Origin of the sequence: Pseudomonas sp. PA-1-6B, assembly GCF_021609545.1 — a bacterium.
Classification (GTDB): domain Bacteria; phylum Pseudomonadota; class Gammaproteobacteria; order Pseudomonadales; family Pseudomonadaceae; genus Aquipseudomonas; species Aquipseudomonas fluorescens_BV.
The window spans coordinates 1-14,147 of record NZ_WJZM01000062.1; the positions used below are offsets into that span (position 1 = coordinate 1).

11 protein-coding genes are annotated in these 14,147 nt (G+C 58.2%); 5 read left to right on the forward strand and 6 right to left on the reverse strand.

The window, feature by feature from the left end:
* The 3 genes from GIV35_RS22920 to GIV35_RS22930 form a co-directional block, all read right to left on the reverse strand.
* The coding region (locus GIV35_RS22920; protein WP_236491441.1) for a DUF6531 domain-containing protein at nt 1-3,490 on the reverse strand (3,490 nt) is incomplete at its 3' end.
* 198 nt (nt 3,491-3,688) lie between these two features.
* Nucleotides 3,689-5,158 carry a methyl-accepting chemotaxis protein gene (locus GIV35_RS22925; protein WP_034126718.1) on the reverse strand — a complete coding sequence of 490 codons (1,470 nt, stop codon included), beginning with the start codon at nt 5,156-5,158 and terminating at the stop codon, nt 3,689-3,691.
* Between the two features lie 96 nt (nt 5,159-5,254).
* Nucleotides 5,255-6,061, reverse strand: coding sequence for a TatD family hydrolase (locus GIV35_RS22930; RefSeq protein ID WP_105226242.1), 807 nt, complete (start codon nt 6,059-6,061; stop codon nt 5,255-5,257).
* A 236-nt stretch (nt 6,062-6,297) separates the two neighbouring features.
* On the opposite strand from GIV35_RS22930, the gene GIV35_RS22935 reads away from it, so the two are divergent.
* The 3 genes from GIV35_RS22935 to GIV35_RS22945 all read left to right on the forward strand — a co-directional run bounded on the left by GIV35_RS22935 (nt 6,298) and on the right by GIV35_RS22945 (nt 8,827).
* Nucleotides 6,298-7,719, forward strand: a complete 1,422-nt coding sequence (locus GIV35_RS22935; RefSeq protein ID WP_236264711.1) for a transglycosylase SLT domain-containing protein — start codon at nt 6,298-6,300, stop codon at nt 7,717-7,719.
* Between the two features lie 105 nt (nt 7,720-7,824).
* A complete protein-coding gene (locus GIV35_RS22940; protein WP_003189852.1) occupies nt 7,825-8,259 on the forward strand; it encodes a DoxX family protein in 435 nt (144 codons plus the stop codon).
* Between the two features lie 259 nt (nt 8,260-8,518).
* On the forward strand, nt 8,519-8,827 hold the full coding sequence (locus tag GIV35_RS22945) for a class I SAM-dependent methyltransferase (RefSeq protein ID WP_236264712.1): 309 nt from the start codon (nt 8,519-8,521) through the stop codon (nt 8,825-8,827).
* Here the strand turns inward: GIV35_RS22945 and GIV35_RS22950 are convergent.
* From GIV35_RS22950 to GIV35_RS22960, 3 genes are read right to left on the reverse strand one after another with little or no spacing between them, the layout of a single operon-like run.
* Nucleotides 8,814-10,574 carry a Gldg family protein gene (locus tag GIV35_RS22950; RefSeq protein WP_236264713.1) on the reverse strand — a complete coding sequence of 587 codons (1,761 nt, stop codon included), beginning with the start codon at nt 10,572-10,574 and terminating at the stop codon, nt 8,814-8,816. The genes GIV35_RS22945 and GIV35_RS22950 overlap by 14 nt on opposite strands.
* Nucleotides 10,575-10,590: 16 nt before the next feature.
* Nucleotides 10,591-11,316 carry an ABC transporter permease gene (locus GIV35_RS22955; protein ID WP_236264714.1) on the reverse strand — a complete coding sequence of 242 codons (726 nt, stop codon included), beginning with the start codon at nt 11,314-11,316 and terminating at the stop codon, nt 10,591-10,593.
* On the reverse strand, nt 11,313-12,239 hold the full coding sequence (locus GIV35_RS22960; RefSeq protein ID WP_186526644.1) for an ABC transporter ATP-binding protein: 927 nt from the start codon (nt 12,237-12,239) through the stop codon (nt 11,313-11,315). The genes GIV35_RS22955 and GIV35_RS22960 overlap by 4 nt, the downstream gene beginning before the upstream one ends.
* Before the next feature lie 240 nt (nt 12,240-12,479).
* On the opposite strand from GIV35_RS22960, the gene GIV35_RS22965 reads away from it, so the two are divergent.
* Together GIV35_RS22965 and greB are read left to right on the forward strand one after the other, a co-directional pair.
* Entirely contained in the window at nt 12,480-13,520 is a 1,041-nt protein-coding gene (locus tag GIV35_RS22965) for a hypothetical protein (RefSeq protein ID WP_198715512.1), read from the forward strand.
* Nucleotides 13,521-13,646: 126 nt separating this feature from the next.
* On the forward strand, nt 13,647-14,126 hold the full coding sequence (gene greB / locus GIV35_RS22970) for a transcription elongation factor GreB (RefSeq protein WP_034126726.1): 480 nt from the start codon (nt 13,647-13,649) through the stop codon (nt 14,124-14,126).
* The last annotated feature ends 21 nt before the right edge of the window (nt 14,127-14,147 follow it).

Sequence of the window (14,147 nt, forward strand, 5' to 3'; positions counted from 1 at the left end):
GGTAAAGGTGTTCACCCTTGCGGGTGTCGAGCAGGCGGGTGAGGTTGCCGCTTTTGTCGTAGTCGTATTGGCGTTGGTAGAGGTAGTTTTGCTGCTGCGTAACGGCGTGGGCGTGCAGGCGATTCTGGTCGTCGTAGTGGTAGTGGCTGAGCAGTTGGCCTTGCTGGCGCTGATGCTCTCGGCCGCTCTTGAATAGATGTGAGGTGAGCACTTCACCGTTGAGTTCGACGGTAGCGAGGTGGCCGCCTTTATCGTGGGTGAAGGTGACGCGGTTATTGTCCGGCAGGCACAGGTTTTTCAGCTGGCCGCAGGCGTCGTAGCCGTAACGCAGGGTGCCCCAGCCCTGGTGTTCGGCGGTGAGGCGGTTTTGGCGGTCGTATTTGTAGGCCAGCGCCCAGTGACCGTCTTCGACGCTGAGGAGGTTGCCTTGGCGGTCGTAGGCATAGTCGACAACGCTGGCATCGGGCAGGGTTTTTCGGACGAGGCGACCGGCGTGGTCGCGCTCGTAGCGGGTGATTAGCTGACTGTTATCGTCGCCGTATTCGGTCTTCTCCAGCAGGTTGCCGTTGAGGTCGTAGGCGTAGGCGGTGCGCTGGCCGTCGAAGCCGGTTTCCTGGCGGATCAGGCCGTTGGGGTGGTAGTCGAGTTGGTAGGTTTCGCCGGCTTCGTTTTCGATCTCGGTGAGCAGCAGCCGGGCGTTGTCGTAGCGGTACTTGACCTGGGTGCCGTCGGCGTTGAGACGGCGGTTGATCAGGTGCAGGCCATCGGCGTATTCGTAGCGGGTGACGTGGCCGAGTTCGTCGCGTTCGGTGATGATTTTGCCGTAGGGGTTGTAGCTGAATTCTCGTGTGGCGCCGCCTGGCAAGACGAGGCGAATCAACCTGCCGACGCAGTCCCAGTGATACTGCGTCAGCGCACCATGCTCATCCTCACAGGCAACTTGCCGCCCCAGATCGTCATAGCGATAACGCTTGATCCCACCATTGGGCAATTGTTCCTCAAGCAACTGCCCGCGTTCGTTCCACACCAGTCGATGGCAACTGTGATCCGGGTACCAAACTCCAGTCAGTTGCCCGTGCTTGGTGTAGCTGTAGTCAGTAACCTCACCATCGGGATCGGTCCTACGCGTAACATCGCCTTGCTCATTACGCTCGTATTTCCAGACCGCCTCCCCACGCCTGACAACCCGTACAAAACCGTTGTCATGCTCGTAGGACGTTGGCTCATCATCCCTCGGAAACAGCGCGACCAAGCGCCCGGCATCGTCGTACTGATAGGCCGTCACCGCGCCCATCGGGTCTTGCTCGACGGTCAGCCGGCCCTGGTCGTCGTAGGATTTAAAGTGCGTGGCGCCGTCCGGATCAATCCGCTGCACCATCCGCGCCCGGTCGTCATGGACATACACCTCCTGGCTGCCATCGGCGTTATGCACCGTGACACGCCCGTCATCGCCCCAGGCATAGCGCGTGTCCATCTGCGAAAAACTCGCCCAATGCCGAACGCAGCGCGCCGCCTTGCCCGCGTGTTCCCATTCCCAAAAGAAACTCGCCCCACCGGCTAACTGCCGCTCGACAATGACGTGCTGATCGTCGTACCGATAACGCTCGCTTTCACCGACGGCATTGGTCGCACACACCAGTCGTTCAGCTTCGTCATAGGCGTAGGAAACGATGTTCTGCTCGGTTTCCCAAACGTAGGGCTCACGCCCTTTGGCGCGATGAACCTGGTAGTCCACCGCGACGATGCGGTCCAGCTCATAGCGCAGTAGTAGCGAACGACCCGCACCGTTATCCAGCCGCTCAATCCGCCCAGAACGATCCCGGCAAAGGCGCAGCCGGTTGTCATACGCATCGCTGATGGTTGTCAGCACACCGTCGCGGAAGTGGTAGAAACGCGAGGCTTGGGCCAGCACCAGTTCATCAGGCGCCGAACCCAAGTAGATCGCCGCTTCGGCCAGGCTATTGGTGATCGCCGGTCGAGCTTCAGTGGGCAAGGGAAACTGAGTACGGCGATTCTCATGGTCGGTCCACACCACCGAATCGCCCGACACCACCAGCCGATGAGCCAGCCCATGACTCCAACCAAACCCCAACCCACAATCCACATCCACCGCACTGGTGCGATACAGCCGCGTCCACGCAAACGGCAAAATCCCATCCAGCGCGCCATCGGTGAGGGTCAGCAATTCCTCGCCGGTGACCATCGACACCGGGCAGCCGTTGGTAACGGTCTTGTCCGCTGGCGCCGCCGCATCCCCCTTCGGGTTCGACGCCACAGCCGGCACATCATCGACAGGCTCCTGACGAACCAACGTGGTGCGCTGGGTCTTGCCGCGCACCATCGGCACCGGGTTCGAAACCAGCGTGTCGCCTGCCTTCAACGGCACCACTGGCACTACCTTGACCGGCGTCGCCGCACTGCTCAGCAACACCGGCTTGGCGGCCTCCACATGGGGCTCCAGCCGAGGCCCCGCCACCTGCTTGGCCAGCAATTCCAACAACGCCCGCGCCCGCCCGGACTTGACGCCACTGAGCATCTGAGCACCCAGGCGCAGCTGCACCCCAATGCCCCGCGTGGCCCAGATCAGCAGCAAGTTGATCAGCACTTCGCCGGTGATTTCACCCAGCAGTTCATACATGTCGGGCGGCGGCAGCATGCGTATCCAGGCCACCAGTGCCGATAGATAGATGAACAACAGCGGCTCATCACTGAGTACCAGCAACCCCTTGGCCAGCGTGTCTTTGCCCAGCTTGAGCAGCGCATTCAGCTCGGCCTCGGACAGGTATTTCAGCAACGTTTCGCTGTTGGACTTGAGGTTGGCGAGCAGGTCGTACAGCTCGGTGATGTTGTCCCACAGGTTGTAAAGCGCATTGCCGATCCCGGTAGCAAAGGCCATGCCCTGTAACGCACTGCGCTTGTAAGCAGGCGCTTTGGCAAAGTCTGCCCATCGAGGCTTGAAGTGCTCGGCCCATGCCGTGCGCAAATCCGCTTCCAGCCCGGCAATCACGGTCTCATAGGACGCATACAGCGCCTGGACGTGAGCCTTGGAAACAGTGGGGTAAAAGGTGATTTGGTACGGTTGGTCGCGGGTACAGTCGTTGACTTCAAGAATGCCGCTGGGGCCAATGGTCCGATGCAGTGGCGCGCCTACCGGGCTGCCGTCCTGTGCAACGGCTTGCAGCATCACGGGCGTGTTGCCGATAGGCACGAACTGTGTGCTTTCGAACAGGTGCACCAGGGTCAACCCGCCCTGGGCTTTGCATTGAGCGACCGTGCGACTGGGTTTTTTGGAGGAAATTGGCGCGACCAGTGCGACGTCTTCCCCAACCTTGAACACCTGCTCCACGCTAAGTGCCGACCCACTTGAAAAGCTGTCGGCCCACTTATCAAAGGTATTCAGGCAGGTGCGGAAATCCGCAAATACGCGCTCAACCTTCGGCGCTGCGGGATCCATGGGCACCAGCACCAGGTTGGCCAGTACCGAGATCACGAGACAGCCCCATTCATCAGGGCTCTAGCGAACACCACCATCTGCAATCCCTCGCACTGTTTGATCAGGCGAGGGACTTTGCAGCGGTTGTCAGGTAAAAGAAGTCGGCGTTATGCGCGGAAATAGCGAGGAAATTTCGTCTTAACTTCAGGTAAACCGAGGCTTGGTCGTAGGAGTCGGATTACAGCTGGAACAGTCTTACAGCTTCAACTGCCCAATCGCCTTGCTCAACTCCCCGGCCAGCGTCGCCAGTTCATTGCTGGTAGTCGCCGACGCCACGGTTTGATGTACGGTGTTTTCGGTCACATCGCGAATGCTCACCACGGCGCGGTTCATCTCTTCGGCAACATGGCTTTGCTGCTCGGCGGCCACGGCGATCTGGGTGTTGCTTTCGCGCATCTGTGCCACGGCCCCGGTGATTTCAGCCAAGGCCACACCAGCTTCCTGGGCCTGCTGGACGCAGTCATCGGCCTTGAATGAGCTTTCCTGCATGAAGTCCACGGCGTCGCGGGTACCGGCTTGCAGCGCCGAGACCATGCGGGTGATTTCGTCGGTGGAGCTTTGCACACGCTTGGCCAGGTTGCGCACTTCGTCGGCGACTACCGCGAAACCGCGGCCCATTTCCCCGGCGCGGGCGGCTTCGATGGCGGCGTTGAGGGCAAGCAGGTTGGTCTGTTCGGCGATGCTGTGGATCACACCGACCACGCCGTTGATTTTCTGGCTGTCTTCGGCCAGTTTCTGGATCATTTCGGCGGTCTGCTGTACCCCACTGGACAGCCCGGCGATCGAACGCTGTACCCGGGTGACCACGGCCTGGCCGCTGCCGGCGAGGGTGTCGGCGGACTGCGACAAGTCACGGGTGGCGCCCGCGTGCTGGGCGATGTGGTAGACGGTGGCGGTCATTTCGTTGATGGCGGTGGCGGCCTGGTCGGTTTCGCTTTGCTGGCCCAGCATGCCGTGTTGCACCTCGTTCATGCTGCTGGCCAGGCGTGCGGCGCCGTCGTCCAGTTGCCGGGCGGTGCGTGCCACGGTATTGACCACGCGCTGGTAACCGGCTTGCATGGCGTTGAAGGCGCTGGCCATCTGGCCGACTTCATCCTTGCAGGCCAACGGCACCCGCGCCGACAGGTCACCAGTTTTTTCAACGTGCAGCATTACATCCTTGAGGGTGTTGAGCTGACTGAGCAGGAAGCGGATCAACAACTGCGAGGCGCCGAGCATGGCCAGCATCAGGACTGCCACGGCAACGGCGTAATTGGCGAAGCGTTCACTGAACACCTGGCTCAGGCTCGGCGCGTAGGCGAGGACTGCGACCTGCTGGCCGTCGGCCCGGCTGATCACCTCGGCGCCGATCAGCGGGTTTTCACCGAACAACGGCATGGGGTTGAGTTCAGTCCAGCCGTTGGCAGTGCTCAGGGCGGGCAGGTCCTGGGGGATCTGGCCTTTGGAAAATGCGAGCCAGTGCTCACCAGTGGGCAAGGTTCTGTCGGCTGGCCAGGCGCTGAGCAAGCGTCCTTGGGCCTGGGCCGATGCTTGCGACGCCTGGCTGCGCGCCTGTTGTTCAAGCTGTACCGCGTACAGCACCAGCAGCAGGGTGGTGATGAAGGCGACCGCGTTGACGGCCCAGAATTTGTATTTGAGCGAGATATTGCTAAGCCAGGCACCCATGGAAGGTTTTCTCTGATAGCGGAAACGGTATTGGCAAGGTGCCATTATTGTGCCGCTATTCAGAACAGCGCTTTTGATATGGGTCAATGCGCCGCATCAATCGATGGCAGGCAAGCCGAAAAAGCGCCGGGCGCACGCGGTGCTGTGCAGCGCCAGGTCTTCCATTGTTTCGTTACGGTGCAAGGCCACTTCGCGTAGTACTTCGGGCAGGTAAGCCGGTTCATTGCGACCGTTCTTTGGTTTGGGGCGCAACGTGCGTGGCAGCAGGTAGGGCGCATCGCTTTCCAGCATCAGACGGCCTCGGGGAATGTCCCTGACCAGTGAATGCAGGTGGGTGCCACGGCGTTCGTCGCAGATCCAACCCGTGATGCCAATGTGCAAATCCAGGTCCAGGTAGCTGAACAGCGCTGCCTGTTCGCCAGTGAAGCAGTGCACCACGGCGGCTGGCAGGTGGTCGCGGTAGTCCTTGAGGATCTCCAGCAGACGCTGGTTGGCATCGCGCTCATGGAGAAACACCGGCAGTTGCAGCTCGACGGCCAGGGCGAGGTGTTCTTCGAGGACTTTTTCCTGCCGGGGGCGAGGGGAGAAGTCCCGGTTGAAATCCAGCCCGCATTCACCCACGGCGCGCACTCGGCTGTCGCCCAGCAAGCTGCGCAGGCGTTGGGCGCTGTCGCTGTTCCAGTCGCTGGCAGAGTGAGGGTGAATGCCGGCGGTGCTGAACAGGCGCTGGCCGCTTTCGTCGAGTTTTACACACAATTGCAGTGCCTGTTCGCTGCCTTCGACACTGGTGCCGGTGAGTACCAATTGCTGCACGCCAGCGGCGTAAGCGCGTTCGAGAACGGCCGTGTGCCTCTCGTCGAAACTGGGGTTGGTCAGGTTGACGCCAATATCAATGAGTTGCATGGTGCTATCTCCGCCTGCGGCCGGAAAGCATATCAGAGCTGTAGATTGATAAGAAAAACCAAGAACTACAACACGTTAACGCTGTCTTTGAACGTCGCAAGCGACATTGTGGTGGACCGATTGCCTACCACCGTGGCGCCGTTGCACGCCTTGCCAGCGCATAAAGCGCTCTGTTTCTGACCACCAGCACGTCGTTATTCGCGAAGGTGCTGGCCAGTTTTCTTTTCGGAGAGCGGATGATCCGACCCTCGGCGTTGCTTATGTTGTGCCTGACGTTGCTGCTGCCCATGGCGGCGGTCGCACGTCTGGATGGGCCGCTGCAAGTGGCCAAGCCCGGCAAGGTCCGCGACCTCGCGCAAATTCGCTCCAGCCGCACCCTGCGCGTATTGGTCAACCAGAGCCGCAACAGTTCCGGTGAAGTGCAGGGCCAGGCCATCGGTGTCGAATACCATCGGTTGCGTGCCTTCGAGCAGTACCTCAATGGCCATGCCCGTGATGGGCAGGCCATCAACCTCAAGATCATCCCCAAGGCCAAGGACCAGTTACTCGGCGCGCTGGCCCGTGGCGAGGGCGACCTGGTGGCGCCCGGTGAGTTGCTGGACGTGAAGGGCGTGCACAAGGTCAGCGCCAGCGACCCGATTGTCAGCGATGTGCCGTTGTGGCTGGTGGGCGTCAAGGGTGAACGACGCTTTACCAGGCTGGAGCAACTGTCAGGTCGCACGCTGACGCTGACCACGGGCAGTGCGGCGGCGGATGCCATCAGTCAGGTCAATCAAAAACTGGCTCTGCACAAGCGCCCCCCCGTGAAAGTCGAATGGGTTGACCCCAGCCTGGCGGTGGAAGACGTCCTGGAGATGGTGCAGGCCGGGATTTTTCACCTGACGATCGTGGAAAAACCCATTGCCCAACGCTGGTCGAAAATTCTGCCCAAGTTGCGCTTTGACAAGCAGGTGGTGATCAGCGAGCCGGGCGACGAGTTCTGGTTTGTGCGCCAGGATGCCTCGATGCTGCGCGCCAGCATTGATCGGTTTCTCAAGACCTATCACACGCCTTCCGACCAGGATGTGGCATTCCAGCGTATCTATCGACGCCTCTACCAGGTCCGTAACCCGTTGGCGCGGGCTGACCGCCAGCGCCTGGAAAAACTGCGCCCGGTCCTGCAAAAACATGCGCGTGAGCAAGGTATGGACTGGCTGAACCTGGCGGCGTTGGCATTCAAGGAGTCTTCCCTGGACCCAGGCGCACGCAACAGCGGCGGCCCTACCGGCCTGATGCAGATCACGCCGTCGGCGGCCCAACGGGTGGGGGTCAACAATATCGAGACGCTCGACAATAATGTGCAAGCGGGGGCACGTTACCTGGCGATGATCCGCCGCAAGTTTTTCGCCAGCCCCAAGCTCAATGAGCGTGAGCGCATGGCCTTTATGCTAGCGGCGTACAACATGGGGCCGGAGCGAGTACAGGGCATGCGCACCGAGGCCAAGCGCCGTGGGCTTAACCCCAATCAGTGGTTCTTCCAGGTTGAACGCATTGCCATGGAGCAGGTAGGGATGGGCGGCGTCAGCTATGTTAATAGCGTCAACAAGTATTATTTGGCGTTCGATCGGGAGCGGGAGTCCCTGGAGCCGCCCGCAGCTAAAATTGCATCGCGTAAATAATCGAATTTTTAGATGTTAATCAGGCAATATTTCGGCTTTTATCATTGTTTAAACTGATTAATATAGCGGCCAACCAACCCCCTACCTGGAAAAGGATTTACCCTCATGAGCCCAATGATTACCCGTGTACTGTCCACTCGCGCCGGTTATGGCCTGACTATTCTGCGCATTTTCGTCGGCATCATCTTCGCTGCCCACGGTTCGCAAAAACTCTTCGGCTGGTTTGGCGGTGGTGGCCTGGCGGGCACCGCACAATGGATGGAAAGCATCGGCCTGGCGCCGGGCACGCTGATGGCGCTGCTGTCGGGCGGTACCGAGTTCTTCGCCGGCCTGGCCCTGATCATCGGTTTGTTGGTTCGCCCTGCTGCATTGGGCCTGACCTTCCTGACACTGGTGGCGATTTTCTCTGTGCACATTCACAACGGGCTGTTCATGGCCAATAACGGTTATGAGTTCGCACTGGCGTTGCTCGGCGGCGCGTTGGCGGTGTTGTTGGAAGGTGCGGGCAAATTGTCTGTCGACCGCGCGATCACTCACTGATCGTTTAGCAAGCTGTACAGAAGGCCCGCTGATGCGGGCCTTTTCGTTGCCCGGGATTCTTGACACTGCCCCACCGGCTTCTCTAGGATGCTGCTCATGCGCCGATTTAAACAGCTAATTGCGGGGCGCCACTGGGACTCAATGCAGCCCGACAGAAGCACGCTTGCTCACGCAGGGCGTTCTTCGAAATACCGCTAAAGCGCTGGTTCGGTGTTGCCTCTCACCTGCCCGCAGACTTTTGAGGCAGAGACACGACACGATGAATGCACTGCGCCCTCCCATACGCCTGGCCCCGATCACCGCGGACCTGACTCAACGCAATCCGAAAATCCTTCTGGGCGGTAAGCACCAGCCGACACTGCTGCGTTATCTGGACGGCTGGCCACGCCGTTCCGGTCGACCTTCGGCGTTCCTGATCCAGTTTGTTGAAGACGGCGATTCCCTGGCCCGTTTTGCCAGCGATAGTTTCGACCTGGCAGTGATCCAGGCACCGAATGCCAGCAACGCCGTTGAGGTGATCCATCAACTGACACGCATTGCCCGCCAAGGCCTGATTACCCGTCGCTGAGCGAGTGGTGATAGGCCGCCAACGTAAATGTTCGACGCCGGCGCTGGTATAGGAAAAGTACCCAGGCAATCAGGCACAGCAGCAGCGGTATTGTGGCGACCATCAGCCATTGCAGATATCGTTCGAAACGCAGCAGCGGGGCGTATGCCTGGGTCTTGAGCGCCTGTAACTCGATGGGCAATTGCAGGCGCTCTTTGTTGAGTGCCTGCAACTGGGTAGTGGTATCCACCGCTTGAGTCATGAGGCTGGTGTGGGGTGGGTTCAACCTGCGCCATGCTTGTTCTGTCTGCTCAAGTCGTCGCTCCATCGCAGTCGCACTTTTGCGATAAGCCTGTGCGGCTTCGTCGCGCATGTGTTCTAGCCTGCGCAGTGGTTGGCGCATCACACGGGCTTGAATATTTCTGAGTGCCTCGGGCGCCGCCAGATTATCCAATGTGTTCAATACAAACTGCGCGTTGCCGTTGGGTAGGGCATTGTTGAGCGTGTCCGCGAGCAAGTCCGTGTCGGCCACGATCACCATATGGATCTGTTCTGCCCTCTGCAGCCCGGGCGGCTGGCCCCCCAGGCCGTCGGGAAACGCTGAATAAGCGGGCCCGTCAAGGCGGGCGGCGATGACATGACGCTGCCCTGAAGTCGCTGATTCATCTATGAGTGAGTCGAACGTAGTAGCGGAAGCAAAGCGTTCTGCGTCCACCAATGCCGAGTGGCGCGAGCTCAGCAGAAGCGGGGTCAACAGCGAGCGGCTTTTGGGGGCCAAGGAGAGCGCGCCGCTGCTCGATACGATGACCGAATGCAGTCCCCAGGTGCTGATATCCGTCCTGGTCATTGCCTGCCTTGGCAGATGTAGCCTGGCCGGGTGCAGTACCGCGGGCATTCCGGTGCCGGGCGTTGCTGATGAGGCATAAAGATTATCGACCAGCAACTTGTCCGCAGGCATCTGGATGCCCCATGCGGTCAGCAGCGCATCCAGCCTGGCGTTTGTCGATACGGCGTCGGCGCCTATCTCGCTCACCGGGTCGATGAACATCATCAGCTTGCCGCCTTTGAGTACCCATTGCTCAAGGGCATATAGGGCTCGACCAGATAGAGCGTGTGGCTGTACAACCATCAGTGTGTTCACGGAGGGCGGTACTTGGGTGATGTTCGCTGCCAACTCCACCACATTGAATTGCTCGCGCATCAACTCCAGTAACCCGCCGGCCGATTTGTCCAAGGGCAGTCCCGACAGTAGGCCAACAGTGGGGCGGTCAGGGTGCATCAACTTGTAGATCAGGTGGCTGATTTCATACTCGAGCAATGATTCATGCTCAGGGTTGAACGCTTGGATGCGTTGGGCGCCCTGGCCGGCACGCGTACCGATAAGGCCAAGGAATCCTTGTGTGTCATCAAGGCCAAACAAGCTGGCTTTATAGGCGTCCTCAGAGAACGGGGTGGGGTTGATAATATGTAAGTTGATCATGCCGTTGGCAGCTTTTTCGAATTCCTTGAGCAAGTCTTCCACGCGCCGGCCATAACGTTTCAATACCGGTTTTTTTTGCGGTGCATTGAGGGTGTTGAAGAAATATAAGTCCAGTTGGCTTTCAAGTGAAACGAGTAATTGCCGCGCCGATGGCGATAGGGTGTGGGTGTTTTCTTGGGAAAAGTCCCAACGGACAGTTGGCAGTTTGGGTACCCAGACTAGATTGAATGCCAGAAACAGTAGTGATATGACGATCAATGTCATACCCGCGCGAAAAGCGGATCCCATCAGTGGCGTTCCTATGTCAGCTGTTTCTGTAGTTGAGTGTGAGGGTGGTCGCAAACAGAAAAGCCAAGATCATGCTTATGAAGTACAGGCAGTCATGCAATGTCAACTTGCCGTTATCCATCGCGCTGAAGCGGGAAATCGGATCAAGGGATATCAAACTGTCGATAATCCATATGGGGGTCTGCTGTTCCAGTGCATCCAACATTGAAGATATCCCACTGGCGGCCAGCAACAAGCACAGCGTCAATAGGGAAATCATAACGCGTTGGTTCGTCAGCACACAGGCAAAGCAACCCACAGAGAGATAGCTTCCCGCCAACAACCAACTGGCGAAGAACTGTGATGCGATAACGGTATTGTCGGGGGTGCCAAGATAATTGACAGCCATTACCCAAGGGAAATTAAGCATCAAAGCGATGCCACAGACGATCCATGCCGCCATAAACTTTCCAACCACTCGCTGCGTCGGAGTGACGGGTAAGGATTTCAATGTGTCGCAAAAGCCGGTATTGGATTCGTCTGACCATAACTGCGTCGATAAAATCGGTACCAGTAGCAGATAGAGCCAAGGATGCAGTTCGAAGAACGCCTGCAAATCGCTGCTGTTTTGTTCCAGCCAGTGATGGCTGTGCAACCCCAGCGTCGCACCCAGCACGAGAAAAACCGCCACACTCAGATAAGTGCTCGGTGATGAGGCAAAGCTGGCGAGTTGTCGTTTGAAAATGATGGTTAGCAGTCTCAAGTATTTACCTCATGGCTCAGATGGTGAACGACATCGTTCAGGCGACCCGGCTCCAGATTCATTGACGTTATGTTCCAGCCACGGTGGGTGATGAGCGCGTTGATTGAAGGGAAGATGGAGTGCCCGGGCATGGCCAGAACAGTCACCTTGCCGGGGGCATGCCGGTCTTCTTCGATGCCTGCGACGCCAGGTAATACGGCAAGCGCCAGCAAATCCAGCGGGGTGTCCGCCGCCAGGGTCACCGCCTGGAAATGCCGGGAACTGCGTTGCAAATCCGGCAGTGAAGCGTCGGCCACCAGGCGGCCGTCGGCGATGACCAAGGCACGGGTGCAGGTATCCGCTAACTCTTGGTAACGGCGGGAGGCGATGATGATCGTCATTTCCTCGGTCAGGGATTGGATGAGTGCCCTGAACTTGAGCCGTTGATCAGGACATAGTCCCTCCGTAGGCTCATCCAGCAGAAGCAGGCTTGGGGAGTGCAGGAGTGCCTGGGCCATTGCGACTCTGCGCTTCAAGCCAAGTGGAAGCACATCGATCGGGCAGTTGAGCACGGGCAGCAGTTCCAGTCGCGTGACTACTTGCTCGACTCGACTGCGCTTTTCAACACCGCTCAAACCGCGAATAGCGGCAATAAAATTGAGCATATGCCTGACGGACATCCTGTGATGATTGAGGCCGTCCTGGAGTTGATAGCCAACGACTTTTTTGGCTTGGAGTGAATGGGTCTGGGTACTGAAGCCTTGGATAGTGATTTGTCCTGAAGTAGGTTTGATTGCCCCGGCAATCAAACTCAGCAGTGCTGTTTTTCCTGCACCACTCTCTCCCAGCAGGGCCACACACTCCTGGCGCTGGGCGCAGAAGGAGAGGTTGGTGATAACGCTTTTTTTGCCCAGCTGTTTTGTCAAGTTGCTTATCTCGATCATATTTTTACCGAATAAGTTTTGCAGGGCGTGTGAGAGGTGCCGGCCGTATGGGAGAGAGCTTTAAAAAGGGTACGTTCAATAAAGTGGCTTGGGAACGCGAGACGTAACTAATAAGAAGAATCCTACGTTCGGCTCGATAATTCGCTGAAACAATTGTTTTGTTTGGAAGACTTATTAAAGCTCGGATGTTTATCTGGTGTTTATATAAGGTTTTTTCTTTTGTAATGAGGCCTGATTGCCATGATGCTTCTACGTACTCTTGTTCTTGAACGTAACGACGAAGACGCGCCCGTTAACGGCGCGTTGCTGTGTGGGTTCGCTGTCACGCAAACCGGGTCCAACTTTCTCGTGTATAGCTTGGATGAGGAGACCGAACCCGGTCACTCCCGGGTCTATATCGCGGTATTACGTAAAAAGCTCGAACGCTATTTTCTGGGGGGGGTTGATTCAAAAGAGGACCTGCAATCAGCGATGCAGGTCTTCAAGCAGATCCTGATGATGGCGGCCGCGTCAGGTTCGAAGGCAAGCTCGATTGGCGACGCTGAGGTTCCCTTTCACTTTATTGACTTGAAGGGCTGCCGGCTGCCGCCTGCCAGGCCCGAGGATCATCACTCGGTGATCATCAAGAAGGCATTGGTCATGAAGGTGATCACCTTGGGTATGTCTGCGCCGGCGTTGCCTGCGATCGAAAGCAGCGCAGTGATCGTGCCGTCCATTCGCTTTTCGTCGCAAATGGTTGCGCCGCCCCGAAATCCGCGCGCACCCACGGCTGTGCCGCAGCCTATGGATGAAGACACCTTTGAAGAGCCGGCGCAGTCGCTGGCCGCGATCCCACAGTTGCAGGTCAAGACCAGTGCGCCGCCTGTCCCGGATGAACAAAATGACAGTCAGTTTGAGCCAAACAACCTGCGGCTGGAGCCACCCGAGCCCGACCACTTGGACCCGCCTGCCCACCTGGAACATACCTCTTTGCTTGAAATGGACAGCGCGCTGAGCAATCTGGCCAAGGTCGCCCAAGAGTTGACGCAAAAAAAATGCGCCGTCCTCGAGAAAGAACAAATGCTCGAACAGTGGCAGGCGTCCCTGCAACAGCAGCAGAGCCAACTGGATGAAAAAGGCCGTGAACTTGAGCAGCGCCATACCTATTTGCAGAAGCAGGGGTTGGAGGTCAGTCAGAAAGCCGAAAAACTGACAATGATGATGTTGCAGCTGTCCGGCATGCGCCAGCGCATGCAGGGCATGCTGCTTGAGTTGGATCAAGTCCTGGAGGGCCATGGGTGAGGTTACAGGGGGCGCCGGCCTGGATACTTTCCAGGGTTCATTTATCATCAGTCCCAGCCAGCCGCTGCCTGGGCATGATGCCCTGGCGTATCGGCACCATTAGACATTGCCTGGGGATGTGAGCGTTTGAGTACCAAGCTGATTACCAAAGAGGGTCATGAAGCGCTGAAAAAAGAGCTGGATTACCTATGGCGTGAAAAACGTCCGGATACCACGCGTAAAGTGACCTGGGCAGCCTCCCTGGGAGATCGCAGTGAAAACGCCGATTACCAGTACAACAAGAAGCTGCTGCGCGAGATCGACCGACGGGTGCGTTACCTGCGCAAACGCCTGGAAGACATGCGGGTGGTGGAGTACATGCCCGAGCAGGAGGGAAAGGTGTTTTTCGGCGCATGGGTCGAAATCGAAAACGAACAGGGCGAGACCAAGCGTTTTCGCATCGTGGGTTATGACGAGATCTACGACCGTATGGATTACATCTCCATCGACTCACCCATGGCACGGGCCCTGCTGCGCAAGGAGGTGGATGACGAGGCAGTCGTACAGACCCCAGGCGGAGAGGTGTGCTGGTGGATCACCAAGATCGAATATGTAAAGCCGGCCTGATGGCACGTACCCTTGGCAGAG